The organism is Streptomyces sp. NBC_00193 (assembly GCF_026342735.1).
GTDB lineage: Bacteria > Actinomycetota > Actinomycetes > Streptomycetales > Streptomycetaceae > Streptomyces > Streptomyces stoeckheimensis.
In genome coordinates this window covers 4,888,463-4,914,511 of sequence record NZ_JAPEMM010000001.1, presented here as the reverse complement: position 1 = coordinate 4,914,511, position 26,049 = coordinate 4,888,463, and the positions used below count along the sequence as shown (strand labels likewise).

Sequence of the window (26,049 nt, the reverse complement as noted above, 5' to 3'; positions counted from 1 at the left end):
CCGCACGCTCCCGGGGCGGGTTCACGCCGGTGCGGCGGCCGCGCGTTTGGGACCCCGGAACGCGTGCCAGGGATGGGGACATGTCACAGCACACAGCATCCGAGCACACAGCGCCCTCCGCCCTCCCGACTGCGGCAACGGCCGCGGTCCCGGTCCTGTCGGAGGAGGTGCGCGAGGCGCTCGACCGCCGACAGCCCGTCGTGGCACTGGAGTCCACGATCCTCGCCCACGGTCTGCCCCGCCCCCGCAATCTGGCCGTGGGCCTGGAACTGGAGGAGCTGGTCCGCGCGGAGGGAGCCGTCCCGGCGACCATCGCGGTCGTCGACGGGGTGGCGTACGCCGGCCTGGACAAGGCCCGCCTGGAGCGGATCGCGGGCGGCGAGGGCGTGCGCAAGCTCGGCCACCGGGATCTGGCCCCGGCCCTCGCCACGGGGGCGACCGGCGCGACGACGGTCTCGGCCACGGCCTTCCTCGCCGCGCGGGCGGGGCTGCGGGTCTTCGCCACCGGCGGGCTGGGCGGCGTACACCGGGACTGGACCCGGTCGCAGGACGAGTCGGCCGACCTCGCGCTGCTGGCGCGGACCCGGATCACCGTGGTGTGCGCGGGGGTGAAGTCGATCCTGGACGTGCCCGCGACGCTCCAGCGGCTGGAGACGCTGGGGGTGACGGTCCTCGGGTACGGGACGGATCGTTTCCCCGGGTTCTACCTGGCCGATTCCGGCGAGCCGGTGGACTGGACGGTCCACCGGCCGGAGGAGGTGGCGGCCGTGATGGGCGCTCAGGACCTGCTCGGCGGAGCGGAGTCGGCGCTGCTCGTGGCCAACCCGGTGGCGGCGGAGCGGCAGCTCGATCCGGAGCTGCACGACCGGGTCCTGGCCGAGGCCCTGGCGGAGTGCCGGGAGCGGGGCATCACGGGACAGGCGGTGACACCGTTCCTGCTGGGGTTCCTGGTGCGCGCGACTGGCGGCGCCTCCCTGGAGGCCAACCTCGCGGCGGTACGGGGCAACGTGCGGCTCGGGGCCCGGATCGCGCGGGCCTGGGCGGCGCGGCCGTGACCGCCGCACCGGCCGCTCCCGCCGGGCCGGGGGCGCTGCTGGTCGTCGGGGACGTGGTGACGGACGTCGTGGCGGTCCATGCGGAACCTCTGGCTCCGGGCACCGACACCCCGGCCCGGATCCGGACCCTGCCGGGCGGCGCCGGGGCCAACGCGGCCTGCTGGGCCGCCCACGCGGGAGCCCCGGAGGTACGCCTCCTCGCGCGGGTCGGCGCCGACTCGGCCGGGTGGCACGAGCGGGCGCTGCTCGACGCGGGGGTGCGGCCGAGGCTGGTGGTCGATCCCGCCGAGCCGACCGGGACGGTGGTCGCGCTGGTCGGAGCGGACGCGGAGCGGACCTTCCTGACCGACAGCGGTGCCTCGCTGCGGCTCTCCCCCGCCGACTGGGAGCCCGGACTCCTGGACGGGGTCGCCCATCTCCACCTGTCGGGCTACCTGTTCTTCGCGGACGCGAGCCGGGAACTGGCCCTGGTCGCGCTACGGGCCGCCCGCGCCCGGAACGTGACGGTGAGCGTGGATCCGGCGTCGGCGGGGTTTCTGGCCGCGCTGGGTCCGCAGCGCTTCCTGGCCGCCGCGGCGGGGGCCGGCGTACTGCTCCCGAACGAGGACGAGGCGCTGCTGCTGGCGGGGGCGCCGGGACCGGCCGGGCCGCCGGAGCGGGCGGCCGCGGTCGCGCGGGCGGCGGCGGAGCTGAGCCGGCGGGTGCCGTTGGTGGTGGTCACCCGGGGCGGGGCCGGAGCGCTCATCGCCGAGGACGGCCGGGTGACGGCCGAGGTCGCGGCGGAGAGCGCCGAGGCGGTGGATTCCACGGGCGCCGGTGACGCCTTCACCGGCGCCTTCCTCGCGGCCCGGCTGGCGGGAGCGGGCTCGGCGTGGGCCGCGGGGGCCGGCTGCCGGGCGGCCGCGCTGGCGGTGGCCCGGCTGGGCGGGCGGCCGTAAGGGGGAGGGAGAAGGGAAACCGTACGGCCGCGCCGGCGGGTGGGCGGGCGGGTGTTACGACGTGTACTGCTGGTCCATCCAGTCGATCACGCCCGCGCCGTCCAGGTGGTAGCGGAAGACGCGGCCCTGGTTCGGGTGGGCGATCAGCCAGTCGATGAGCTGCTGGAGGGTGATCGGCTGGCTCAGCGGGCTGTCGATGACGGGGGTGACCACGGTGATCTTCGCGTCCTCGGCGATGTTGAGGAAGGTCTCCTTGCCCACCGTGTCGAAGGGGGCGGCATCCATGCCGGGGGCGGCGCAGCCCCAGTTGCCGTGCTTGACGATCAGGCTGTGGACCCCGCCCTCGGGGGTGTAGCGGTAGACGGCGACCTCGTCGGGCGAGATCGGCATCTTGTGGTCGCAGGTGGAACCGGGCGCCGGCGGCTTCTTCGTACCCGCCGGGGTGACGGTCGAAGGGGTGGTGGGAGCCGGCTTCTTCGACGGGGCCGAGGAGGCCGGCGCCGGGGCCGACGGGGAGGCGGCGCCCGTGGCCGTCGCACCGGCGGAGGGGCTCGCGGGGGTGCCCGCCGCGCCGGTCTCGTCGTCACCGTTGCATGCCGTGAGGGCCAGGGTCGCGCACAGGGCCAGCGCGGTGAGCGCCGCCTGGGTGCGCATCCGTCTCGCGTCCCGAACCACCGTGCCGCGTCCGTGCATTGACCGCATCGCCTTCTCCCTCTGCCAAGGCGCCACCGGGGTGGCCACCGTCGTAGCGTGCCGTCAACGTAGCGCGCGGTTCCGGCCGGAGCGATGGCCGGAACCGATCGTCACCGTGCCGGAATCCCTCTGTTGCGGTTCCCGGACCTCCGTGACGGGGCGGGGTTTCGCGGAGGTGTACCCGGAGGCGGCGCAGAGGTGCGCGCCGAGGTCCGCGCGGCGGCCTGGCGGTAGCCTCGCGGGGTCAGCCGGTGCGCCCTCCGCGCAGGCCCGTCCAGGCCGGATGGCGCGGATCGTCGGCCCGGACCAGGGCGTCGGCCCGGTCCGCCGGGCCGGTCTCGGCCTCGTAGCGCGCGAAGGCGGGGAGGGTCCAGCGGGCGGGCTCCTCGGTGCGGCGGGCGAGTGCGCCCGGGGAGAGCCCGATGTGGACGCTGAGGTCGAAGGGGAACCAGTGGCCCAGCAGCATGGGGCCGTGCACGATCAGCACGCCGCCGGGCGGGAGTTCGGCGTAGGGGCTGCGGGTCGCCCGGTCGGTGACCGGGTCCCAGAGGTCGGGCAGCACCCGGCCGGTGCCGCCGGGGTCGGTCGGGCCGAAGACCTCCCGCCAGAGCGCGGCCGTGTCGTACCAGCCGTCGAGGTAGGAGTCCACGTCCTCGCGGCCGAACTCGAAGCGGAGGGAGGCCGGGCGCAGGAAGCCCTCGGCCGCCACCACCAGGACCGAACGCCCGCGCAGGCGCAGCGCGTCGGCGAGCTCCGCGGCGAGCACGCCGGTGCGGGCGGCGGGCGCTCCGTCGATGCCCACCCGCCGCCATCGGCCTTCCGGGCCGCCCCCGTCCTCGCCGCCGCTTCCGCCCTTGCCGCTGCCCTGCTCGTCGTCGTCGTCGAGGTGACCGGCGAGCCGCTCGGCCATCCGCTGCCATGTGATCGCTTCCAGCTGCACCAGCCCATTGTCAGTGGTGCCGCCTAACGTTTTTCAGGAGGGATCACCGGCGCACAGGGGACCGGCGGCCCGGCCTTGGGGAGGGGTCTGTCATGGCTCGGGAGACGACGTATCTGGAGCTGTCCCAGGAGGACGGCGGTGCCCACAAGTTCTACGAGGTCACCGTCGACGGGACCTCCGTCTCGGTGCGGTACGGCCGCATCGGCGCGGACGGCCAGTTGCAGAGCTCCTCCTTCCCCACCATCGAGAAGGCGCGGGCCGCCGCCGCCAAGAAGGTCGGGGAGAAGGTCCGCAAGGGCTACGCCCCGGCGGTGCGGGGAGTCCGTGCGGCCCGGTCGGTGACGCGCCGCCAGGTGACCTCGACCCCGTCCACCGCACGCGCGGTGGCCCCGGTGCTGTGGCGGTTCCGTACGGGGTCCTCCGCCTTCGGCATCCACGTGGACGAGGACCGCTGCTGGGTCGGCAACCAGGCCGGAGACGTCTACACGGTGAGCCACGAGGGCGAGGTGCTCGCCCGGTACTCGCTGCCGGACGGGGTGAAGTGCCTGGTGGCGGACGAGTTCTGGATCTACGCGGGCTGTGACGACGGCACGGTGTACGACCTGTCCTCGAAGGTGCCGTTCGGGGCGTACGACATCGCGGCCGACGTGGACATCTTCTGGCTGGACATCCGCGAGGGCGTGCTGAACGTGTCCGACCGCAACGGCGGGCTCACGGTCATCGACCACGAGGACGAGTTCCAGTGGTCGCGGCGCTCGGCCGGGACGAACGCCTGGATGGTGCGTGCGGACGAGCGGGCGGTCTACCACGGCCACGGCAAGGGGGTCACGGCCTACGCCCCGGACGGCGGGCGGGAGTTGTGGCACACCCAGACCGACGGGTCGGTGCTGTTCGGCTGGCAGGAGGACCACGCGGTGTACGCGGGAACCGGCCGCAACACCGTGCAGCGGCTGTCGAAGGCGACGGGCGCCCTGGAGGCCACGTACCGGTGCGACGCCGCGGTCTACTCGTGCGCGACCTCGCCGGACGGCCGGCACGTCTTCGCCGGCGACCTCGCGTCGTCCGTGTACTGCTTCGACGCCGACGGGCGGCGGCTGTGGAAGCTGGGCACCGGCAGCGGGGCCGCGCTGTCCATGCAGTATCTGGACGAGCGGCTGTACCTGGTGACCACGGACGGTTCGCTGGTCTGCGTGGACGCGAGCGAGGCCGCGATCGCGGCCGCCCGGGAGGGGTCGGTGCCGACGGCCGTGGACGTGAAGTCGGCCGCCGCCCTGCCCGTCTTCACCCCGGCCGCCACGCCCGCCGCGGTGGCGACGGTGTCGGTGGCCTCGGTGCCCGCGGGCGGCGTGGTCGTGGAGTGCGTGCAGCAGGGCCAGCGGATGCGCGTACAGGTGGTGTCGGGCGGGTTCGAGCCCTCCTGGAACGTGCAGTTCCCGCGCGGGATACGGGAGCCCGGAGCCCGGTACGTGGTGGACGGCCTGCACCCGGCGGCCGGAGGCTTCTACCGCGTGCGCGGGGAGATCCGCCGACTCGTCTGAGCGGTGCCCCGGTTCACGGGGGCGGGGTCACCGCATCGGCCCTCACCGCGTCCGCGTGGGGCACGCGCAGGGCGTGGCCCCCGGCGGGGCCTCCGCGGGAAGCGCGAAGGGGTCGCCCTCGGCAAGGGCGGCGGTCACGCAGAGCACGACCCGCTCGGTGCCGAAGTTGCGGCCGAGGTGGACGTGGCGCCGCCCGGCGGGTTCGACGAAGCTGGTGCCGGTGTGATGCACCTCGACCGTGCCGTCGCTCAGGATCCGGGTCAGGGTGCCGGACTTGACCACCGCCATCAGCGGCACGCGGTGGTAGTGCCAGCCGGTGCAGCCGCCGGGCTCTATCTCGACCTCTCTCACCACGAGGTCGGAGGCCACCTCCGCTTTCGGGCGCCGGCCCGCAGTCCTCGGGCGCCCGACCGTCGCCTGCCGTCCAGCCATGTTTCCCTCCTCCATGGACCGGACGCGGCCCACTCGACTCACGGTAGGAGGACACCATGAGGTCAGGGAAGACTCTGTGAAACCGCAAGTATCCATACGTACAAGGTGATATACGGCCTGAACGGCGGTATCACTTCGCCATGAGCCTGGTCGTTTTCGAGTCGACGAAGCAGATCCACTGCGCGGAGTGCAGACAGGGACCACTGCGCCGCCTCGTCCGCGAAACCGGCGTGCCCCGCTGCCTGGACTGCGCCGACCTCGGACACCTCGTCTACCTGCCGCGCGGCGACACCGCCCTCACCCGCCGGGCCCACGAAGCCAGTTCGCTGTCCGCCGTCGTGGTCCGCTTCCACCGGCGCCGCCGCCGCTACGAGCGCATGGGCATCCTCGTCGAGGACGCCGCCCTGGCCCGGGCCGAGCGCGCCTGCCTCGCGGACGCCGAGGCGCGGGCCCGCCGCCGGGAGCGCGACCGGCTGCGCCGGGCGGCCGAGGACACCCGGTTCACGGCGGCCTTCGCCGCCGAGATCCTGCGCCTGTTCCCCGGGTGCCCCTCCGACCGGGCCCGGGCCATCGCCGCGCACGCCTCGGTGCGGGGCAGCGGCCGGGTGGGCCGCAGCGCGGCGGGCCGGGCCCTCGACCCGCCGGCCGTGTACGCGGCGGTACGGGCGGCTGTGCGGCACCTCGACACCGAGTACGACTCCCTGCTGATGGGGGGCGTGCCCCGGTTCGCTGCCCGGGCCCGGCTGGCGCCCCGGATCGACGCGATCCTGGACGGCTGGCGGGCGGCTTCCGACGCCTCCAACACGCCCACTCAGGCTAGTTGAGCCGGAACCGGCGGTAGAGCAGCACGCCGCCGAGCAGCATGGCGCCGCCGCCGGACAGCAGGTAGCCGGCGCCCTCGGCCCCGGTGTGGGCGAGCGCCGAGGGGTGGCTGCGGGGCGGGGCCGGCGGGGTGACCGGCCGTACGGCGACGGGCGGCCGGACCGGCGGCTGGACGGGCTTGCCGACGACCGGCGTGGAGCCGTTGACGGAGGTGTTGCCCACGGAGGCGTTGCCGACGCCGACGACGCTCACCGAGTTGCCGCTGATGTTGACCGGCACCTCGACGGGGAGCTGGAGCCCGTTGCCGGACAGCAGCCCCGGAGAATCCTTTCCGCCCCCCTCGGCCACCGCACCCCGTCCGGGGCCGCCGTGCCCGCTCTGACCGCCGTTCCCCGCACCGTTTCCGGCGCCGGGTTTCGAGGGGTGCGAGGGGTCCGACGACCGCGGCCCGGGATGACCCGGCTCGCCCTGCTTCCCGGCGCCCCGGTCCGCGTTGACGCAGCGGTTCCCGGCGGCCGAGTTGAGCACGCCGACCACGCTCACGGTGTTCCCGCACACGTTCACCGGGGTGTGCACCGGCAGTTGCAGCAGATTCCCCGACAGCACCCCCGGCGAGCGCACGGCTTGTCCGCCCGCCTCCGCGTCGGCGAAGGCGAAGCCGCCCGCACCCGCGACCGCGAGTCCACCCCCCGCAACCACCGCCGCGATCAAGCCATTCCGACGACTGTGACGCATCAGATTTCCTGCCTTCCGGAAGGGTCCACGGGCTGTGCACCCGTACCGGAAACAACGCCGTAACCCCATTCGGGTTATAGCGCCGGTAGGCATTTCACTCCATCGTGTACTGGGTAATCCCTACTTCATGACTCGCCCGCTGCTCCTCCTCGACGTGGACGGCCCCCTCAATCCGTTCCGGTCCCGCCTCGCAGGTCTCCGCGGATACACCAGCCACCGGATGCGTCCGAGCATCTGGCTGTCCTACCGCGACGCCCCGGAATCCCGCCGCTCCAGGCGCGGCCTGCGGGTGCGCCTGCACCCGGCCCACGGCGCCCGGCTGCTGGCCCTGCCGTACGAGCTCGCCTGGGCCACCGCCTGGACGCACGAGGCCAACACGCTGATCTCCCCGCACATCGGACTACCCGCCGATCTTCCTGTCATCGAATGGCCGGAACCCTTCACCCGCGACCCCGACGGCCTCTTCTGGAAGACCCGCCCCCTCCTGGAATGGGCGGCCGGCAGGCCCTTCGCCTGGGTCGACGACATGATCACGCCCCGCGACCGCGCCTGGGTCACCGCCCACCACCCGGCCCCGGCCCTGCTCCTGCGCATCCACCCCCGCCACGGCCTGCGCCCACAGGACTTCGCCACCCTCGAGCGCTGGGCGGCCGGGCTCAGCCCAGCAGGGCCGTGATCGGGTCCGGGGAAGGGGGGCGGCCCGTGGGCCACCAGTCGTCGTCGCCCAGGCGGTTCTCGTAGGAGTACCAGAGGGCGTCCCGGCCGAGCCGGAGCTGCCGGGAGGAGCCCGTGAGCCGGTTGCGGTCGGGGCGGAACGAGCCCTGGGCGGCCGCGAGGAGGGCCGGGCGGGCCCGGTCGAAGGGGCCGGCGGGCGGGTCCCAGGGCTCTTCGAGGGTGAGCAGGGCGGGCAGACCGCCCTGCCGCCAGGCGGCCGCCCCCCGGGCCAGGTCGGTGGTGCTGCGGCCCGTGGCGCGGGCCAGCTCGCGGTAGAGGGCGCGGGCGGCGCCGGTGAGCCCGGCCGTGGGGTGCGCCGAGGCCAGCCGGACGGCGTCCTGCCAGCGGCTCAGCCCGGCCATCGGATCCTCGGCGGTGCGCAGCAGCGCCAGGGCGCGGGCGGCCGCGTCCGCGGCGAGCTGGTCCAGGGCGAGCGGGTCCGGTGCCGCCGGGTCGGCCGGGTACGCGGGCGGCATCCCGGCGGCGGAGGGCGCCGCCAGCGGAGCGGGCAGCGGCGGCAGGACGGTGCGGACGAGCGCGGCACGGGCCGGGACGCCGGGGAAGTCCGGTGCCTCATCGGGCTGTTCGCGCGCGGCATGGGCGGCATTGCGCCGGGTGAGCTCCTCCAGCAGCTCCCGCTCACCGCGGCCGCGCAGCAGGAGCAGGACGAAGGGATCGGCGTCCAGGAGGCGGGCCGCGCGGTAGCACAGGGCGGCGGCGTGCTTGCAGGGCGGACGCCCGACGTCCGGGCAGGAGCAGCGCGGCACGAGCTCTCCCGCACCGGGCAGGACCGACTCGGAGAGGGACTCCGGGACCTCCCGCTCCAGCAGCGCGGCGAGCGCCGTCGGATCGGCCACCACCGATTCCAGCAGCTCGCTCCACTCGGCGTCCGAGAGGGCGGGCAGGGACAGCTCGGTGCGGTACGGCCGCGGCCGGCTGCCCCGTACGTAGGCCACGATCCGGCCCGGCGTGATGGTGACGGCGTCGACGTGGCCCTCGGCGGCGTACGTCCGCCCCCGGGTCAGGCGGGCTCCGTCGTGGGCCACCGCCTCCAGGGCGGACACCCAGGCCCGGCCCCACCAGCTGACGGCCTCCAGCCCCGGCGGCACGGTCTCGAAGGTGCGGCGGCGGTCGTCGCGCGCGGTGATCATACGGGCCTGCGCAGGGAGACGAGGTCGGCCAGGTCGCGGTCCGTGAGCTCGGTCAGTGCCGTCTCGCCGGAGCCGAGGACGGCGTCGGCCAGTGCCCGCTTCGCCTCCAGCATTTCGGCGATCCGGTCCTCTACGGTGCCTTCGGCGATGATGCGGTGGACCTGGACGGGCTGGGTCTGGCCGATGCGGTAGGCGCGGTCGGTGGCCTGTTCCTCGACGGCGGGGTTCCACCAGCGGTCGTAGTGGATGACGTGTCCGGCGCGGGTGAGGTTGAGGCCGGTGCCCGCGGCCTTGAGGGAGAGCAGGAACACGGGGACCTCGCCCGCCTGGAAGCGGTCCACGAGCTCCTCGCGGCGGGGAACGGGCGTGCCCCCGTGGAGCAGTTGGTGCGAGATCCCGCGCGCGGTGAGATGGCGTTCGATGATGCGGGCCATCGTCACGTACTGGGTGAAGACCAGGACCGAGCCGCCCTCGGCGAGGATCGTGTCGAGCAGCTCGTCGAGGAGGGCCAGCTTCCCGGAGCGGTGCGCGATCCGCGGCTCCGCCTCTTTCAAGTACTGGGCGGGGTGGTTGCAGATCTGCTTGAGCGAGGCCAGCAGCTTCATGATCATGCCGCGCCGCTCGATGCCCTCGCTCGCGCCGATCACGGCCATCGCCTCGTCGACCGCCGCCTGGTAGAGGGAGGCCTGCTCGCGGGTGAGGGACACAGGGTGGTCGGTCTCCGTCTTCGGCGGCAGCTCCGGCGCGATCCCGGGATCGGACTTCTTGCGCCGCAGCAGGAACGGCCGGACCAGCGCGGCCAGTCGGGCGACCGCCGCCTCGTTGCCCCCGTCCTCCTCCGTCTGGTGCTCCACGGGCCGGGCGTGCCGGGCCCGGAACGCGGTGAGCGGGCCGAGCAGTCCGGGCGTGGTCCAGTCGAGGAGCGCCCACAGCTCGGAGAGGTTGTTCTCCACCGGGGTGCCGGTCAGCGCCACCCGGGCGGGCGCCGGGATCGTGCGCAGCGCCTTCGCGGTCGCCGAGTGCGGGTTCTTGACGTGCTGGGCCTCGTCCGCGACGACCATGCCCCAGGGCTGTTCGGCCAGCCGGGCCGCTCCCGCGCGCATGGTTCCGTAGGTGGTGAGGACGAATCCCCCGGCGGGTCGGCCGGCCAGTCCGTCGAGGCTGCGGCCGGCGCCGTGGAAGCGGCGCACCGGCGTGCCGGGGGCGAACCTCTCGATCTCCCGCTGCCAGTTGCCCAGCAGCGAGGCCGGGCAGACCACCAGCGTCGGCTCGGGACGGTCGCGGTGCAGGTGGAGCGCGATCAGGGTGACGGTCTTGCCCAGGCCCATGTCGTCGGCGAGGCAGCCGCCGAGTCCGAGCGAGGTCATCAGGTCGAGCCAGGCCAGGCCGCGGGCCTGGTAGTCGCGCAGGGTGGCCTTGAGCCCGGCCGGCTGGGGCAGCGGGGCCAGCTCCCCGGTCAGCCGGTCCCGCAGGGCGGCCAGCGCCCCCACGGGGACCGCGGCCACCGACTCCCCGTCGACCTCGACCTCGGCCGTCCCCGTCAGTGCGGCCGCCAGGGCGTCCACCGGGTCCAGCAGACCCAGCTCCCGCTTGCGCGCCTTGCGCACCAGCTCCGGATCGACCCGCACCCACTGGTCGCGCAGCCGCACCACGGGCCGGTGGGCCTGCGCGAGCGCGTCCATCTCCCCCGGGGTGAGGCGGTCGCCGCCGAGCGCCAGCTCCCATGAGAAGGCGAAGAGGTGCTCGGCGTCGAAGAACGCGGTGCCGTCGGTGGCGGAACCGGGCGCGGTGGACCGTACGACGGCGGTCGCGGTGAGCGTACGGGCCAGCTCGCGCGGCCAGTGGACCAGGACTCCGGCCTCCGCGAGCCGGGTCGCCGCCCGGCCCAGCAGGTCTTCGAGCTCGGGGTCCGAGAGGGCCAGCACATCGGGGACCTGCTGGTCCAGCAGCCGCAGCAGCGGCGGCCAGACCCGGGCCGCCCGGCGCAGCGCGAGGACGGCATCGATCCGGGCACGGGGTCCGAACCCGGCCGCGGCGGCGCCCGCCCAGAGCATGGCGGCGTCCGTGACCAGGGTCGGGTCGGCGAGGCTGTGGACCTGGACGACGGCGGCCCCGGCGCGGCGCACGTCCTCCCCCGGCTCGGTCCCGCTCTCGGCCTCGTCGAAGAGGCGGAAGGAGGACAGGTCGAGGCGGAGCGAGATCCCGACCCCGGTGTCCGCGCCCGAGGCGACCTGCGCGGCCCAGTCCCGTATCCCCGGGACCTGCTGCGGCTCACGGGCCGCGAACGGCCGGCCCGCGGCGAAGGGCGCCGCGGGGGTCCGGGGCAGGCTGTCGGCGACGGCGTCGAGGAACGCCCTGACCAGCGCCTCCGGTTCGGGCAGGTGGAGCGGGCGGCGTCCGGCGAGCGGTGTGGCGTACCCCTCGTGGGGCAGGGCGGCGGCGACCGCGCGCAGATGCGCGATGTCCTCGGCGTCCAGGGGCCCGGCCCGCCAGGCGTCGACCCCGTCCGGGGTCAGCCCGGGCAGCAGACGGCCCCGCGCGACGAGGGACAGCGCCTGGACGGCGGCGGTGCCCCAGGCGCGGGTCGCGGGATGCGTGGCGGGCCCGCGGAGTGCGCGGGCCGCGCGGACGAGCAGGGGCAGGGCGGCGGTGACCGTCAGCGTGACGGCGGGCACCGTGCGGGTACGGATGCCCTCGCCATGGGGACGGACCACCTGGAGCGTGGCCGGGACGCCTTCGGCGGGCAGGGCGTCCCCGTCGGGGGCCCAGAACGCGATGCGGCTCTCGCGGGGCACGGCGGCGGGCAGGAACACGGCGGCGTGCCGCGGCAGAGCGGACACGAACGGCTGCGCCGGTGCGTGCCGCGTCCCGGGCATGGCCATCGCGTCCCCCTCTCCCCGTCTCCACAGCCTCCGGGGTCTCCCCGGACACCTTCACGTCCAGACGCATCCCGTCTGCCGTCGAGTCTAGGCGGGGCCACTGACAATGCCGCTGAGCTGCGCGTTTCCGAAGCCCCTGGAACCCGGCGACGCCCCGCGACCCGGCGGATCGGCGGCCCGGCGTCCGGCGGGCCCGCGGTGGCCTCCGGGGTGCCGGAGGTCAGCGGCTCCAGCGGCCGCGTTCGTGGGCGTAGCCGTAGACCGGGCGGTCCGGGGAGGCGGCGGAGATGCGCCAGGGGCGGCCGGACTCGTCGAGGCGGAGGGTTCCGGAGCCGGTGGGGGCGCTCCAGCGGAGGTCCAGGTACCAGTCGCAGTCGCATCCGGTGCTGCTCGCCACCACCCGCAGGACGGCCGGTTCGGTGGCGGAGATCTTGAGCGGGAAGGCGGGGGCCTCGATCTTCTCCCCCTGGTCGTTGCCGGCCACCGGCCGCGCCTGCGGGCGCGGCGCGTCCAGGTTGACCGTGAACGCGGCCGGGGTGATCCCTCCGCCGCAGCCCTGCGACATCTCGTACACGTTCCACCGCAGCGGGGCCCGCCGCCCGGCCACCCGTACCTCCAGGTCCTCCAGGACCACCGGGTCCGGACCCGTGCCCAGCAGGGTGACCTCCACGATCTGCGTCCCCGCGTGGACGGCCTTCCGCCCGGCCGCCCACGCGGGCGCGTCCGCCTCCACGGGCGGCGGGGGCACCGCCGAGGGAGCCTGCTCGGCGAGGTACGCGTGGTCGCAGCCCGCCGCCCACACGTGCGACCGCACGGCCGCGCGCAGGGGCGTGGAGGCCGGTGAGGGGCCGCCCGTGGCCGCGGGAGCCGTCGGTGTTCCCGTCGCTCCCGCCGGCGTGCCGCTCTCCGCCGGAGTCGCCGCGGGGCCGGTCGGTGTTTCCGGCGCGGCCTCCGAGGCCGTCGGCCCGGTCGCCGGTCCCGTCCCCGTGGCCCCGCCCCCGCCCGTGGCCGTGGGCGTGGCCGTACCGCGAGCCGCCGTCGGGCCGGTCCGGTCCGTCTGCGGAAGCCACCCGACGCCCACCGCGAGGGCCACGACGGCGGCCGCCGCCACCCCGGCCAGCAGCAGGCGACGCCCGGTCCGGCGCGGCGCCGGAGCGTCCGCGTCCGGAACACCGATGTCCGCGGCCTCCGCCTCCCGGTCCCCCTCGTCCACGGGCGGCGCCACCTCCACCTCCACCGCCCCCGCCCGCCGCCGCGCGTCCGCCAGCAGCCAGGCCCGGTGCAGTTCCACCGCGTCCGCCGGCAGCGCCCCGCAGGCCCGGGCGAAGCGGTCGACCACCACGAACTCCGCGGGCAGCGCCTCACCGCTGCAGTACCGGTGCAGGGTCGACGTGCTCGTGTGGAGGACGCGGGCAAGGGTCCCGTAGCTCTGCCCGCTCCGCTCCTTCAGTTCCCTCATCGACCGCGCGAACGCCTGCGCCTCGGCCGATCTCCCCGTCCCGGAGTTCCGTTCCATGCCAACGATGTTCCCGCAGCTGGGGGTGCGTACGGCCGTTCCATTGTCCCGAGTTCGTCCCGAACCGTCGGCCCCGGCCCCAGCCGGGGTACAGCCTTTCCAGAAGCACCGCGACACCGTCACGGATGACACTGGTTACAGGGACCACACGGACCACACGGGGAGAACCGACCATGTTCCGACGCACCGCCCGCACCGCCCGCACCGCCGCCGCCCTCGCGGCCACCGCGGCCGCCGCCACCGCCCTCGTCCTCACCGCCTCCACCACCTCGACGGCCGCCGTCACCGCGCCCGGGTTCCTGGCCGGCACCGACCTGCCCCCGCACCCCGGCTCCGCCTGGTTCGCCGGGAAGGTCACCAAGGGGCTGCCCGAGTTCGCGCCGTTCTGCGTGGAGGGCGTCCTCCCCGCCACCGGGAGCTGGTACCGCGACTTCTCCACCGAGTTCGACACGGGCGCGGTACAGGTGTCCGTACGCACCTCCTCCGACGCCGCGGCCGTCAAGCTCGCGGCGGCCATCGAGCGCAAGGTCGCGGCCTGCGCCGCCGACTGGCTGCGCAAGACCCCGGGCGGTACGGCCTCCTGGCAGGACTACGGGAAGCTCACCGTCGAGGAAGGCGCACACGTCTACGGGGTGCACACCTCCATGCCGGAATCCGAGCCCGGGGTCCACCTGTACGGCATCGGCCGCGACGGCACCACCGTGACGGTCGTGAAGTGGGGGCAGATGGGATACCTGAACGAGGCGCCCGTCCCGGCCTTCAAGAAGACGACCGTCAAGGCCGTGAACAAGCTCAACCCCTGACGCACCGGGCCCCCGGTGGGACGATGGAAGGGACGGGGGGAGCCCGGGTGGGCGACACGTCGAGGCGGTGATGGCCGTGCGCACCGGAAACGAGCCGGTGACCGCCCGCAGCGCGCTGCGGCTGCGCTTCTGGCTGAGTCTGTGGGGGATGGTCTGGTCCGGCGCCGGGGCGGCGGCGTTCTCGCTCGCCGCCCGGCCCGGATGGGCCGCGGCCTGCGCCGCCGTCGCCGTGCTCGCGGCCGTGGACCTGGCCGTGGTGCTCCGCCACATCCACCAGGGCCCGCACTACCAGCCGGGGCGCGACATCCCCCCGTACGAGCCCCCCGGCCACTAGGCCGGGCTACTTCTCGAAGCGGGCCGCCGCCAGGTAGTCCGGCTGGGGGTCCAGGGCGGCCGCGAGGCGGAAGTGCTTGCGGGCCTGGTCCGGCCGGCCGGCGCGCTCGTGGGTGCGGGCCAGCGCGAAGTGGGCGAACGCGTTGTCCGGCTCCCGCTCCAACACGATCTCGAACTCCAGCTCCGCCGGCCGCAATTGGGCGGCGGCGAAGAAGGCCCGGGCGCGCAGCAGCCGGGCCGCCGTGTTCTCCGGGTGGGCGGCTATGACCGAGTCGAGCAACTTCACCGCACCGCGCGGGTCGCGCGCTGCGAGGAGCTGCTCCGCGGCCCGGTAGTCGATGACGTGCGTCTCGGGCGACGAGGACCGCGACGGCGGCGGGAGCTGCGGCGTGGTGTCGGACACGGTCTGTTCCTTCCCTCTACAGGCGCGTTCAACGCCCCCCGCACCGCCCGCTATTCCGTGAACACGTCACGCCCCCGCATCAGGCCCCGCCGCCCGCGCGGTGAGCTCATCCCACACCTTGCGCACCTGCGGCTCCAGCGCCTCCAGCGGCCCGTCGTTGTCGATCACGAGCGTGGCCACGGCCAGCCGCTGTTCCCGCGTGGCCTGCGCGGCCATCCGGGCGCGGGCTTCCGACTCCTCCATGCCCCGCAGGGCCGTGAGCCGGGTCAGCTGGGTGGCGGGCGCCGCGTCCACGACGACGACCAGGTCGTACAGCGGCGCGAGCCCGTTCTCCGCGAGCAGCGGTACGTCGTGCACCACGATGGCGTCGGCCCCCGCGGCGGCTTCCAGCTCGGCGGACCGGGCCCCGACCAGCGGGTGCACGATCCCGTTGAGGATCCGCAGCTTCTCGGGGTCGGCGAACACGATCGACCCCAGCTTGGGCCGGTCCAGCCCGCCCTCCGGGGTCAGTACGGACTCCCCGAAGGCGGCCACCACCGCCGCGAGCCCGGGCGTACCCGGCTCCACGACCTCCCGCGCGATCCGGTCGGCGTCCACGACGACCGCCCCGTACCCCGCCAGCAGCCGCGAGACCTCGCTCTTGCCGGCGCCGATTCCGCCTGTCAGGCCAACTTTCAACATGCCCGGCAGACTAGCCCCCGAGCCCTGGGCTCCGTACAGACCCCCGACCGGACCCGACCGGAACCCCCGCCGGAGGCCCCGACGGGCGGCAGGCACCGCAGGCCCGTAGACCCGTAGGCCCGTAGGCCCGTGCCTCAGCCCTCGCCCTCGCGCTCCGCCAGGAACCGCTCGAATTCGAGGCCGATCTCGTCCGCCGACGGAATCTCCGCGGGCTCCGCGATCATGTTGCCCCGGGTCTCGGCGCCGGCCGCCGCGTCGTACTGGTGTTCCAGCCCCTGCACCAGGCTGACCAGCTCCTCGTCGCCCTCCCGGATCTGCCGGTCGATCTCCGTCTGCGTGCGGTGCGCCTCGGTGCGCAGCGCGTGCGCGACCGACGGCAGGACCAGCCCCGTCGCGGCGGTGATCGCCTCCAGGGCGGTCAGTGCGGCGTCGGGATACGGGGAGCGCGCGACGTAGTGCGGTACGTGGGCGGCGACGCCCAGCACGTCGTGCCCGGCCTGGCCGAGGCGGAACTCGACGAGCGACTCGGCGCTGCCGGGGACCTGGGCCTCGTCGAAGGGGCTGCGGTGTCCCGGCATGAGGTCGGTCCGGTTGCCGTGCGGGGTGATGCCGACGGGACGGGTGTGCGGGACGCCCATGGGGATGCCGTGGAAGTTGACGGAGAGCCGCACGCCCAGGCGCTCGACGATCTGCCGGACGGCGACGGCGAAGCGCTCCCACTCCACGTCCGGCTCGGGGCCGGACAGCAGCAGGAAGGGCGCGCCCGTGGCGTCCTGGACGAGGCGCACCTCGAGCAGGGGCTCCTCGAACTCGGTCCAGTGGTCGCGCTGGAAGGTCAGCAGCGGACGCCGCGCCCGGTAGTCCACCAGGCGGTCCGCGTCGAACCGGGCCACGACCTGGTGGGGCAGCGTGTCGAGCAGCCGCTCGACGATCTGCTCGCCGGTCTCGCCCGCGTCTATGTACCCCTCGAAGTGGTAGAGCATGACCAGCCCGGCCGAGTCCTGGGCGAGCGCCAGGTCGGCCACCGCCAGGCCCTTGGCGTCCCATTCGTACAAACCCTGTGGATCAAGCACCGCCACCACTCCTCCTCCGCCGCGTTCTCTGGCAAGAACGCTCAAGGCCCCGTGACCATTCCCCAGTTGACGGTATTCACGAGGTGGTGTGCACGAGGCATGGTTCACAGGAGCACGGAACCCGCGGCACGGCCGCACAACGCGGTAAGGCCCGCCCCCCAGAGGGGACGGGCCTTACCGGTGAAGATCAGCTCGGCTCACACCGTGCTGCTGCGATCAGCTCTGGCCGCCGGCCAGCTTCTCGCGGAGCGCGGCGAGGGCCTCGTCGGACGCCAGGGCGCCAGAGGTCTCGTCCGCACCCTCGGAGGAGTACGAACCACCCGAGATGCCCGCACCGGCGCTGCTGCTGCTGCCCGCGGCCGGAGCGGCCGCACCCTCGGCAGCGGCGGCCTCGTCGGCCTCGCGGCTCTTGATGACCTGGGCCTGGTGCTGCTCGAAGCGCTGCTGCGCCTCGGCGTACTGGCCCTCCCAGGCTTCGCGCTGCTTGTCGAAGCCCTCGAGCCAGTCGTTGGTCTCGGGGTCGAAGCCCTCGGGGTAGATGTAGTTCCCCTGGTCGTCGTAAGACGCGGCCATGCCGTACAGGGTCGGGTCGAACTCGACCGACGCCGGGTCGGCACCGAAGGACTCGTTGGCCTGCTTCAGCGACAGCGAGATCCGGCGACGCTCGAGGTCGATGTCGATGACCTTGACGAAGATCTCGTCGTTGACCTGGACGACCTGCTCCGGGATCTCCACGTGGCGCTCGGCCAGCTCGGAGATGTGGACCAGACCCTCGATGCCCTCGTCCACGCGGACGAACGCACCGAACGGAACCAGCTTGGTGACCTTACCCGGGACGACCTGACCGATCTGGTGCGTCCGGGCGAACTGCTGCCACGGGTCTTCCTGCGTCGCCTTCAGCGACAGGGAGACACGCTCGCGGTCCATGTCGACGTCGAGGACCTCGACGGTGACTTCCTGGCCGACCTCGACAACCTCGGACGGGTGGTCGATGTGCTTCCAGGACAGCTCGGAGACGTGGACGAGACCGTCGACGCCACCCAGGTCCACGAAGGCACCGAAGTTGACGATCGAGGAAACGACGCCGGAGCGGACCTGACCCTTCTGCAGGGTGGTGAGGAACGTCTGGCGAACCTCGGACTGGGTCTGCTCGAGCCAGGCACGGCGGGACAGGACCACGTTGTTGCGGTTCTTGTCCAGCTCGATGATCTTGGCCTCGAGCTCCTTGCCCACGTAGGGCTGGAGGTCGCGGACGCGACGCATCTCGACGAGGGAAGCCGGAAGGAAGCCACGGAGGCCGATGTCGAGGATGAGACCACCCTTGACGACCTCGATGACGGTACCGGTGACGATGCCGTCTTCTTCCTTGATCTTCTCGATCGTGCCCCAGGCGCGCTCGTACTGCGCACGCTTCTTGGACAGGATCAGACGGCCTTCCTTGTCCTCCTTCTGGAGAACCAGGGCCTCGATCTCGTCGCCGACCTTGACGACCTCGTTCGGGTCGACATCGTGCTTGATCGAGAGCTCGCGGCTCGGGATGACGCCCTCGGTCTTGTAACCGATGTCGAGGAGAACCTCGTCACGGTCGACCTTCACGATGACGCCGTCGACGATGTCGCCGTCGTTGAAGTACTTGATCGTCTCGTCGATCGCGGCGAGGAACGCTGCCTCGTCACCGATGTCGTTGACCGCAACCTGCGGAGTGGTGGCGGTGGTCTCGGTGCTGCTCGTCATGTGGGTAAGGGCTCCGGTTACGGACAGAAAGTCGTAGGTACTGCTACGCCGGGAGCCCTTATCGGCATCTGCCGAAGAAGCCGGACAGCCAAGGAAGCCCCAGTTCCGCGAAATGCGGGGTGGGGGCCTCGAAAACCGAGGGGACATCAACAGATACAAGCGCAGCCTGCTAGGTCTGAGGAGCACAGGCTCGCAGCGCAACTTGTAGCATACGGGGGCAGCCGGACAGGGTCAATGCGCGAAGGCGCACACCTCGGGCGGATCACCGCACAACCGGCACAATTAGCGGGCGGGCAGGCGCCGATGGCCCTTCCAGCCCGCTTTCCGCAGACATTCGCAGACTACGACGACGGGCCCCATGAACCAAGAGGACTGCGCCCCCGAAGAGGCGTACGAAGCCGGATCCGCCGCCGAGGACGATTCCGAGGCCACGCGGCGTGACGCGGGGGAAGCGGAGAGCAGCCGGGCGAGCCGGGGCTGGTGGGACCGCAACGCCGACGACTACCAGAGCGAGCACGGAGCCTTCCTCGGCGACGACCGCTTCGTCTGGGGACCCGAGGGCCTGGACGAGGCGGAGGCCGCCCTGCTGGGCCCCGTCGCCTCGCTCAAGGGCAAGGACGTCCTGGAGATCGGCGCCGGCGCCGCCCAGTGCTCGCGCTGGCTGGCCGCCCAGGGCGCCCGCCCCGTCGCCCTGGACCTCTCCCACCGCCAGCTCCAGCACGCCCTGCGGATCGGCGACGACGTTCCCCTGGTCGAGGCCGACGCCGGAAGGCTCCCCTTCCGCGACGGCTCCTTCGACCTCGCCTGCTCCGCCTACGGCGCCGTCCCCTTCGTCGCCGACCCCGTGAACGTCATGCGCGAGGTGCGCCGCGTCCTGCGCCCCGGCGGCCGCTGGGTCTTCTCCGTCACCCATCCCATCCGCTGGGCCTTCCCCGACGAGCCGGGCCCCGAGGGGCTGTCCGTCGCCGCCTCCTACTTCGACCGCACCCCGTACGTCGAGCAGGACGAGCAGGGCCGCGCCGTATATGTGGAGCACCACCGCACCCTCGGCGACCGGGTACGGGACGTGGTCGCGGGCGGCTTCCGCCTCCTCGACCTGGTCGAGCCGGAATGGCCCGCGTGGAACAGCCAGGAGTGGGGCGGCTGGTCCCCGCTGCGCGGCAACCTCATCCCCGGTACGGCGATCTTCGTGTGCGAGCGGGACTGATCCGGTGACGGGACAGCGCGCGGTCCGTACGGCCGACCTCGACTCCCTTCCCGTACGGGAAGCCCTGCCCGCGCTCGTCTCGGCGCTCGACGCCCACGGCGCCGCCGTGCTCTGCGCCCCGCCCGGCACCGGCAAGACCACGCTGGTGCCGCTGGTGCTGGCGGGGCTGGTGGGGGGCGGGCCGCGCCGCCGGGTCGTGGTCGCCGAACCCCGCCGGATCGCCGCCCGCGCCGCGGCCCGCCGGATGGCCTGGCTGCTCGGCGAGCAGGTCGGCGCCTCGGTGGGCTTCACGGTGCGCGGCGAGCGGGTGGTCGGGCCGTCCACCGTGATCGAGGTGGTCACCACCGGAGTGCTGCTCCAGCGGCTCCAGCGGGACCAGGAGCTGTCCGGGACCGACCTCGTCATCCTGGACGAGTGCCACGAGCGGCACCTGGACGCGGACACGGTCGCCGCCTTCCTCCTGGACGTACGGGAGACCCTGCGCCCGGAGCTGCGGCTCCTCGCGGCCTCGGCGACCACGGACGCGGCCGGCTGGGCCCGGGTGCTGGGAGGTGCCCCGGTGGTGGAGGCTGCGGGCGTCTCCTACCCGGTGGAGACCGTGTGGGCCCCGCCGGCCCGCCCGGTGCGGCCGCCGCACGGGATGCGGGTGGATCCGGCGCAGCTGACGCACGTGGCCTCGGTGGTGCGGCGGGCGCTGGCGGAACGTTCCGGCGACGTCCTGTGCTTTCTGCCCGGCGTCGGTGAGATCGCCCGGGTCGCCGGGCAGCTCGGCGGGGTCGACGCGGAGGTCCTCCAGATACACGGCCGCGCTCCGGCCGCCGTCCAGGACGCCGCGCTGTCGCCGGCCGCCCACCGCCGGGTCATCCTGTCCACCGCCGTCGCGGAGTCCAGCCTGACCGTGCCCGGCGTACGGATCGTCGTGGACTCGGGGCTGGCCCGCGAACCCCGGGTCGACCACGCCCGGGGTTTGGGCGCGCTGGCCACCGTACGGGCGTCCCGCGCGGCCGGCCGCCAGCGCGCGGGCCGGGCCGGGCGCGAGGCCCCGGGCACGGTGTACCGCTGCTGGGCCGAAGCGGAGGACGGGCGGCTGCCCGCGTACCCCGCCCCCGAGATCCGGATCGCGGACCTCGCGCAGTTCGCCCTCCAGGCCGCCTGCTGGGGCGACCCGGACGCGACCGGCCTGGCCCTGCTCGATCCGCCGCCGGCCGGAGCGATGGCCGCGGCGCGGGAGGTGCTGCTCGCGGTGGGCGCGGTGTCCACGGCGGGGCGGCCCACCCCGCGCGGGCTGCGGATGGCCCGGCTCGGCCTGCACCCGCGGCTCGCCCGGGCCCTGCTCGACGGCTCCGCCGCGCTGGGGCCCCGTCGGGCGGCGGAGCTGGTGGCCCTCCTCAGCGAGGAGCCGCCGCGGGAGTACGGGGACGACCTGGCCGCGGCCTGGCGGCGGGCCCGCGCGGGCGGCGACCCGTACGCATCGCGCTGGCGCGCGGAAGCCAAGCGCCTGGAGCGCGCGGCTGCGGAGCGGGACCCTGCGGGGCTCTCCCCCACCCCGCCCCTTCCCGAAACCGGGGCTTCACCCCGGACCCCTGCAGGCGGCATCAGCCGAGATCCAGCCCCTCCGGCGTTTGAGGAGCGGGGTCCGGGGCGGAGCCCCGGCAGCGGCGCCGCACCCGACGACGCCGCCGCCGGGCTCGTAGCGGCACTGGCGTTCCCCGAGCGGGTCGCCAGGGCCAAGGGCCAGGGGGCCTTCCTCATGGCCTCCGGGACCGGGGCCGAGCTCGGCGAGGGGTCAGGCATGCGCAGCGCGCCCTGGCTGGCCGTCGCAGTCGCCGACAGGCCACCGCACTCGGCATCCGCCCGCGTCCGGCTCGCCGCCCTCCTGGACGAGGACACGGCCCGCACGGCCGCGGGCCACCTGTTCCGCGAGGGCGAAGAGGTGCACTGGGAGGACGGCGACCTCGTGGCCCGCAGGGTCACCCGGCTCGGCGCCATCGAGCTCGCCGCACGCCCGCTGCGCGACCCCGACCGCGCCCTCGTCAGGGCCGCACTGCTCGACGGACTCCGCACCGAGGGGCTCGGCCTGCTGCGCTGGACCCCGGACTCGCAGGCGCTCCGGGCCCGGCTCGGATTCCTGCACCGCACGCTCGGCCCGCCCTGGCCCGACGTAGCGGACGACGGGGAGCTGCTGGAGCGTGCCGACGACTGGCTGGAGCCCGAGCTGTCGCGGGCCCGCCGCCGCGGCGACCTCGCGCGGATCGAGGCCGGGCAGGCGCTGAACCGGCTGCTGCCCTGGGCCACGGGCGAGGCCGCCCGGCTCGACGAGCTGGCCCCGGAGCGGATCGAGGTGCCGAGCGGCTCCCGGATCCGCGTCGACTACGCCGCCGAGCACGGGCAGCCCGTCCTCGCGGTCAAGCTCCAGGAGCTGTTCGGGCTGGCCGAGACCCCCCGGGTCGCGGGGGTCCCCGTACTCGTCCATCTCCTGTCGCCCGCCGGCCGGCCCGCCGCGGTCACCGCCGATCTGGCGTCCTTCTGGCAGGGCGGCTACCGCGCCGTCCGCGCCGAGCTCCGCGGCCGCTACCCCAAGCACCCGTGGCCCGAGGACCCGGCGACCGCCGAGCCCACCCGGCACACCAACGCCCGGCTCAAGCGCTGAACGGCTCCTCCTGGCGGGGGCGCCGGCCGCGCGCCTCCAGCCAGAGGGCGAGCCCGAAGAGCGCGAGCCCGCCGGCCGCCAGCCCGATCGGGGCGTACGTGTGCAGCCCGAGGACCATGGTCCGGTTCGACTTGACCAGGTCGACGGTGTAGTCGCTGTAGTCCTCGCGGATCTTCACGTGCCCGGCGAAGACGGTGAGCTTCCCGTCGGGCGCGCTGCCCGCGATGGTCCCGCCGCGCATCTCCTGCTGGATCTCCTGCTCGGCGTTGACGGGCGCCCCGGTCACCGGGTCGACCCAGAACATCGCCTTGGTCGTGTACCAGAGGCTGGTTCCGGTGGTCTGCTCGAACGTCGCCGGGTCGATGGCGTCGATGGGCATCTTCTTCGGCAGCCCGACCTTCGTCCACGGCACGGTCTGCTCGAAGTAGTAGACGTCCACGCCCTTGAACTTGCGCGGCCCCACGTAGTGGATGGGCGAGGAGGTGCGGGTCTGCGCGTCGAAGTAGAGGTAGTCGCGCGGCTCGGTGAAGAACGGCCACTTGAACTCGATGCCCTCGCGCTTGACCGGATCCCCGTCCACGGCCTCGCCGGTGGCGTGCACCGGGTCCTGGCTGTGGGCGTCGAAGATGTAGCGCTCGGGGATCTGGGAGACCATCTTCCCGTCCGGGTCCATGATGTAGGTCAAGGTGTCCCAGACCACGACGTCCTTGCCGGCGCTGGCCTCTATCTCCTTCGACGCCTCGACGTTGCCCTTGAGGGTCTGGACGATGGTGACCTTGTCGACCTTCCTCGGCTGCAGCGTGGCGTAGTCGACGAGGGTCGCGTCCTTGGCCTCCAGCACCATCTCCTGGTACTGGCTCGGCGGGATCTTCGCGAGCCTGGGGTACGCGTACCAGCGCAGCAGCGGTGCGAGGGCTGCACAGAACACGGCTACGGCTAGCAGGACGAGGCTTGCTCTGCGTCGCATGGCCGGGCCCTCCTCTACTTTCCGGGCGCGGCGGGCGCGGTGGTGAGCAGGGGCTTCGGTGAGGTCTTGCCTTCCGGCGCCCCCGTCGCCGTGATGGCGAAGACGAGGAGCGCCGCGAGGACGAGACCGCTGGCGGCGGCGACGAATGCGCGCATGCCGGGGCCTCCGGAATCTGATGGTGTGTCAGGGCGGTGGCACCGTAGCAATGCGGGTGACAGATGAGAACCGTTTGTGCCACTGCTCGCGCGATGACCTCGGCCGGAACATCGGCCCGTACGCGCAGGCACGCCGAAGCCCGCCCCCGCTCATGGAGGGGGCGGGCTTCGGTGCACGTCAGGGGGTCGCCGTGGGCGCCGCACCGGCGGCCGGAGCGGACGGTGACGGCGAGGGCTTGGCCGACGGCTTGGGCTTCGGCGACGGGGAGACCGAAGCCGTGGGCTTCGGGGAGGGCTCGGGCGTCGGCGACGGGGTCGGCGTGGGCTTCGGACTCGGGGTGGGGCTCGGGGTGGGCTTCGGGCTGGGCGTGGGGGTCGGCGTCGGGGTGGGGCTCGGCGTCGGGGTGGGCGTCGGCTTCGGCGAAGGCGTGGGGATCGGCGTGGGCGTCGGCGTCGGCGTCGGCTTGGGACTCGGCGTCGGCGTGGGGGTCGGCTTCGGCGAAGGCGTGGGCGTGGGCGTGGGCTTCGGTGTCGGGCTCGGGCTCGGGCTCGGCTTCGGCGGTGTGACCCCCGGGGTGCCGCCGCTGCCACTGCCGCCACCACTGCCGCTGCCGCCACGGCCGTCCGGGACCTCGTGCGCGCCCTTCAGGTAGTACGTGAACCACGACCGCACCGTCCGCAGGTACGCGGAGGACTGGTTGTACGACAGCACGGCCCGGTCCAGATCCGCCTCCACCCGCAGGTCACGCGTACCGGCGCACAGGTAGCGGCCCGCCGCGAGCGCGGCGTCGTGCACGTTGTTGGGGTCGCGCCGGCCGTCGCCGTTCGCGTCCTGGCCCCACGAGGCCCAGGTGGACGGGATGAACTGCATCGGCCCGATCGCACGGTCGTAGCGGGAGTCCCCGTCGTAGGCCCCGCCGTCGGTGTCCGAGATGTTCGCGAAGCCGTTGCCGTCGAGCACGGGGCCCAGGATCGGCCGCAGCGTCGTACCGGCGGCGTCGACCTGCCCGCCGCGCGCCTGCCCGGACTCGACCTTGCCGATCGCCGCGAGGAGCTGCCAGCGCAGTCCGCATCCGGGGTCGTTCCTGCCGACGGCCTGCTCGGCGCCCCGGTACGCGGCGAGCACGCTCGCCGGTATCCCCTGGGCGCCCTCGGCCCCGCCCGTGGCCGCGGGCTCGGTGCGCGGCCCCGGATCCGCGGCGGCCGGTACCACGGGCGGCGGCGTCGGGGCCGTCCCGTCCTCGGGCAGCAGCACGGCGGGCGGCTCGGGGCTCACCAGCGGCGGCAGGGCGGTGAAGTAGGAGCCGTCCCCCGCGGAGCCGTCGGGCACGGGTTCGGGCGCGGGCTCCGCGACCGGTGCCGCGTCGATGCCGGCCGCGACCGGCCCCTGCGAGGCGGTCAGCACGGCGGCCACGAGGGCGGAGACGAGCACGGCGGCCCCGCCCTTGCGCACCACCCGGCCGAACCGCGTGGACATCCCCGCGGACGCGCGTGCCGGTATCCGAACCGGTATCCGAATCCGAGCCGTCATGAGCCGGACCCCCCTCCCCCTCGACGTCCGCGTGACCCTACGTCAACTCGCTGGACAGGGCACGCATCGCGAGCCGGAATTCACGATTTCCTCATGTGTTCCGCAGGCCGCCCATACTGGACACACCGATCGCACCGATCGCGCCCATCGCACCGGTCCGCACCGGTCGACGAGTCGAACCCCGGAGGCAAGGCCCCATGCCGTTCACCCTCAGCCACGCGGCCGCCGTGCTTCCGGCCGTCCGCCGGTCCGGTCGTGCGCGCGGCCCCCTCGTCGGATCGGCGCTGGTCCTCGGGTCGTTCGCTCCGGACAGCTTCTACTTCGCCGACACGGTCGTCTCGGGGCTGAAGCCGTACGGCACCTTCACGCACTCCCTGCCCGGGGTCCTGACCGTCGACGCGGCGCTGACCGCCGTCCTCGCGGCGTGCTGGCTGCTGCTGCGCGAGCCGCTGATCGCGCTCCTTCCCCGCGGGCGGCAGGGCAGGGTGCACGCCTTCGTCCGGGGCGAGGAGTGGCGCGGGCGCCGACTGCCCGCGCTGGCCCTCTGGTTCTACCTTTCGGCGGTCGCCGGCTCCCTCACGCACGTGGTGTGGGACGCCTTCACGCACGTCGACCGCTTCGGGACGCGCACCCTGCCGGAGCTGGGCGAGCCGCTCGCCCTCGGGCTGCCCCTCTACTCGTACCTGCAGTACGGGACTTCGGCGCTCGCGGCCTGCTTCCTGGTCTGGTTCGCGGTGACGGCGCTGCGCCGGCTGCCGGACGCGCCGGCCCCCGCGTCCGTCCCGGTGCTCGGCCGGGCCGAGGTGTGGGGCGCGCTCGCGCTGGTCCTCGTCTGCGTAGCGGTGGGGATCACCCTGCGCGTGCTGCGCTTCTTCACCTTCTTCGACCGGATCCGCACCCCGCTCGACATCATCCCGACGGTCTGTTTCGGCGCGGGCGGCGGACTCGTCGTGGGGCTGCTGCTGTACGGGATCCTCGTGCGCCTGCGCCACCGGCGGATCCGCGACCGCTCCCACACGGACGCAGACGCGGGCACGGACGCAGACGCGAAAACGCCCGTCCCCACCGCGTAGGCGGGGACGGGCGCTGCCGGACCACA

The 26,049-nt window shown here is 74.2% G+C and carries 24 protein-coding genes; 10 read left to right on the top strand and 14 right to left on the bottom strand.

The annotated features are described in order from the left end of the window. The first annotated feature begins 80 nt into the window (after positions 1-80). Positions 81-1,055 carry a pseudouridine-5'-phosphate glycosidase gene (locus tag OG898_RS21890; RefSeq protein ID WP_250753025.1) on the top strand — a complete coding sequence of 325 codons (975 nt, stop codon included), beginning with the start codon at positions 81-83 and terminating at the stop codon, positions 1,053-1,055. Beyond that, positions 1,052-1,993, top strand: coding sequence for a carbohydrate kinase family protein (locus tag OG898_RS21885; RefSeq protein ID WP_266958784.1), 942 nt, complete (start codon positions 1,052-1,054; stop codon positions 1,991-1,993). The genes OG898_RS21890 and OG898_RS21885 overlap by 4 nt, the downstream gene beginning before the upstream one ends. A 54-nt stretch (positions 1,994-2,047) precedes the next feature. On the opposite strand, the gene OG898_RS21880 is transcribed toward OG898_RS21885, so the two are convergent. Continuing rightward, the gene (locus tag OG898_RS21880) at positions 2,048-2,695 is read right to left on the bottom strand and encodes a hypothetical protein (RefSeq protein ID WP_266958782.1); all 648 of its coding nucleotides are present in this window, start codon (positions 2,693-2,695) and stop codon (positions 2,048-2,050) included. A 235-nt stretch (positions 2,696-2,930) separates the two neighbouring features. Beyond that, a complete protein-coding gene (locus tag OG898_RS21875) occupies positions 2,931-3,626 on the bottom strand; it encodes a uridine kinase (protein WP_266958780.1) in 696 nt (231 codons plus the stop codon). Positions 3,627-3,718: 92 nt separating this feature from the next. Here OG898_RS21875 and OG898_RS21870 point away from each other — a divergent pair, with 92 nt between their 5' ends. After that, positions 3,719-5,164, top strand: a complete 1,446-nt coding sequence (locus tag OG898_RS21870; RefSeq protein WP_250753014.1) for a WGR domain-containing protein — start codon at positions 3,719-3,721, stop codon at positions 5,162-5,164. A 42-nt stretch (positions 5,165-5,206) separates the two neighbouring features. On the opposite strand, the gene OG898_RS21865 is transcribed toward OG898_RS21870, so the two are convergent. Then, positions 5,207-5,596, bottom strand: a complete 390-nt coding sequence (locus OG898_RS21865; RefSeq protein ID WP_250753011.1) for a cupin domain-containing protein — start codon at positions 5,594-5,596, stop codon at positions 5,207-5,209. 140 nt (positions 5,597-5,736) lie between these two features. Between OG898_RS21865 and OG898_RS21860 the strand changes: the two genes are divergently transcribed. Next, positions 5,737-6,420, top strand: a complete 684-nt coding sequence (locus OG898_RS21860) for a DUF2293 domain-containing protein (RefSeq protein ID WP_250753008.1) — start codon at positions 5,737-5,739, stop codon at positions 6,418-6,420. On the opposite strand, the gene OG898_RS36280 is transcribed toward OG898_RS21860, so the two are convergent. Beyond that, positions 6,413-7,117, bottom strand: coding sequence for a chaplin (locus tag OG898_RS36280; RefSeq protein WP_323184883.1), 705 nt, complete (start codon positions 7,115-7,117; stop codon positions 6,413-6,415). The genes OG898_RS21860 and OG898_RS36280 overlap by 8 nt on opposite strands. Positions 7,118-7,280: 163 nt before the next feature. Between OG898_RS36280 and OG898_RS21845 the strand changes: the two genes are divergently transcribed. Next, the gene (locus OG898_RS21845) at positions 7,281-7,829 is read left to right on the top strand and encodes a hypothetical protein (protein WP_250753003.1); all 549 of its coding nucleotides are present in this window, start codon (positions 7,281-7,283) and stop codon (positions 7,827-7,829) included. Here the strand turns inward: OG898_RS21845 and OG898_RS21840 are convergent. The 3 genes from OG898_RS21840 to OG898_RS21830 form a co-directional block, all read right to left on the bottom strand. Continuing rightward, positions 7,810-9,018, bottom strand: a complete 1,209-nt coding sequence (locus OG898_RS21840) for an SWIM zinc finger family protein (RefSeq protein ID WP_267039174.1) — start codon at positions 9,016-9,018, stop codon at positions 7,810-7,812. The genes OG898_RS21845 and OG898_RS21840 overlap by 20 nt on opposite strands. After that, positions 9,015-11,894, bottom strand: a complete 2,880-nt coding sequence (locus tag OG898_RS21835; RefSeq protein ID WP_266960369.1) for a DEAD/DEAH box helicase — start codon at positions 11,892-11,894, stop codon at positions 9,015-9,017. The genes OG898_RS21840 and OG898_RS21835 overlap by 4 nt, the downstream gene beginning before the upstream one ends. A gap of 223 nt (positions 11,895-12,117) precedes the next feature. After that, entirely contained in the window at positions 12,118-13,413 is a 1,296-nt protein-coding gene (locus OG898_RS21830; RefSeq protein WP_266958776.1) for a helix-turn-helix transcriptional regulator, read from the bottom strand. A 173-nt stretch (positions 13,414-13,586) separates the two neighbouring features. Here OG898_RS21830 and OG898_RS21825 point away from each other — a divergent pair, with 173 nt between their 5' ends. Further along, positions 13,587-14,216, top strand: a complete 630-nt coding sequence (locus OG898_RS21825) for a hypothetical protein (protein ID WP_266958774.1) — start codon at positions 13,587-13,589, stop codon at positions 14,214-14,216. A 70-nt stretch (positions 14,217-14,286) separates the two neighbouring features. Then, on the top strand, positions 14,287-14,550 hold the full coding sequence (locus tag OG898_RS21820; protein WP_250752987.1) for a DUF6343 family protein: 264 nt from the start codon (positions 14,287-14,289) through the stop codon (positions 14,548-14,550). Positions 14,551-14,556: 6 nt separating this feature from the next. Here the strand turns inward: OG898_RS21820 and OG898_RS21815 are convergent, their stop codons facing one another. The 4 genes from OG898_RS21815 to rpsA all read right to left on the bottom strand — a co-directional run bounded on the left by OG898_RS21815 (position 14,557) and on the right by rpsA (position 18,440). Beyond that, positions 14,557-14,952, bottom strand: a complete 396-nt coding sequence (locus OG898_RS21815) for a tetratricopeptide repeat protein (RefSeq protein WP_266958771.1) — start codon at positions 14,950-14,952, stop codon at positions 14,557-14,559. Between the two features lie 66 nt (positions 14,953-15,018). Continuing rightward, positions 15,019-15,633: a dephospho-CoA kinase gene (coaE, locus tag OG898_RS21810; RefSeq protein ID WP_266958769.1), complete on the bottom strand. Its 615-nt coding sequence runs from the start codon at positions 15,631-15,633 to the stop codon at positions 15,019-15,021. Positions 15,634-15,767: 134 nt separating this feature from the next. Next, positions 15,768-16,706 (bottom strand): PAC2 family protein, encoded by a 939-nt coding sequence (locus OG898_RS21805; RefSeq protein WP_250752979.1) that lies wholly within the window; start codon positions 16,704-16,706, stop codon positions 15,768-15,770. A 216-nt stretch (positions 16,707-16,922) separates the two neighbouring features. Beyond that, entirely contained in the window at positions 16,923-18,440 is a 1,518-nt protein-coding gene (gene rpsA / locus OG898_RS21800) for a 30S ribosomal protein S1 (protein ID WP_266876946.1), read from the bottom strand. 358 nt (positions 18,441-18,798) lie between these two features. Here rpsA and OG898_RS21795 point away from each other — a divergent pair, with 358 nt between their 5' ends. Together OG898_RS21795 and OG898_RS21790 are read left to right on the top strand one after the other, a co-directional pair. Beyond that, complete coding sequence (locus OG898_RS21795) at positions 18,799-19,647, top strand: class I SAM-dependent methyltransferase (RefSeq protein ID WP_250745000.1); 849 nt, start codon at positions 18,799-18,801, stop codon at positions 19,645-19,647. A gap of 4 nt (positions 19,648-19,651) precedes the next feature. Beyond that, a complete protein-coding gene (locus OG898_RS21790) occupies positions 19,652-22,297 on the top strand; it encodes an ATP-dependent RNA helicase (RefSeq protein WP_266958766.1) in 2,646 nt (881 codons plus the stop codon). Here OG898_RS21790 and OG898_RS21785 read toward each other — a convergent pair. From OG898_RS21785 to OG898_RS21775, 3 genes are all read right to left on the bottom strand, one after another. Next, positions 22,287-23,264, bottom strand: a complete 978-nt coding sequence (locus OG898_RS21785; protein ID WP_266958764.1) for a DUF3068 domain-containing protein — start codon at positions 23,262-23,264, stop codon at positions 22,287-22,289. The genes OG898_RS21790 and OG898_RS21785 overlap by 11 nt on opposite strands. Before the next feature lie 14 nt (positions 23,265-23,278). Beyond that, entirely contained in the window at positions 23,279-23,419 is a 141-nt protein-coding gene (locus tag OG898_RS21780; protein ID WP_250744997.1) for an SPW_0924 family protein, read from the bottom strand. Between the two features lie 178 nt (positions 23,420-23,597). Further along, entirely contained in the window at positions 23,598-24,896 is a 1,299-nt protein-coding gene (locus OG898_RS21775) for a lytic transglycosylase domain-containing protein (protein WP_266958762.1), read from the bottom strand. Positions 24,897-25,147: 251 nt separating this feature from the next. On the opposite strand from OG898_RS21775, the gene OG898_RS21770 reads away from it, so the two are divergent. Then, entirely contained in the window at positions 25,148-26,023 is an 876-nt protein-coding gene (locus tag OG898_RS21770; protein ID WP_250744995.1) for a DUF4184 family protein, read from the top strand. The last annotated feature ends 26 nt before the right edge of the window (positions 26,024-26,049 follow it).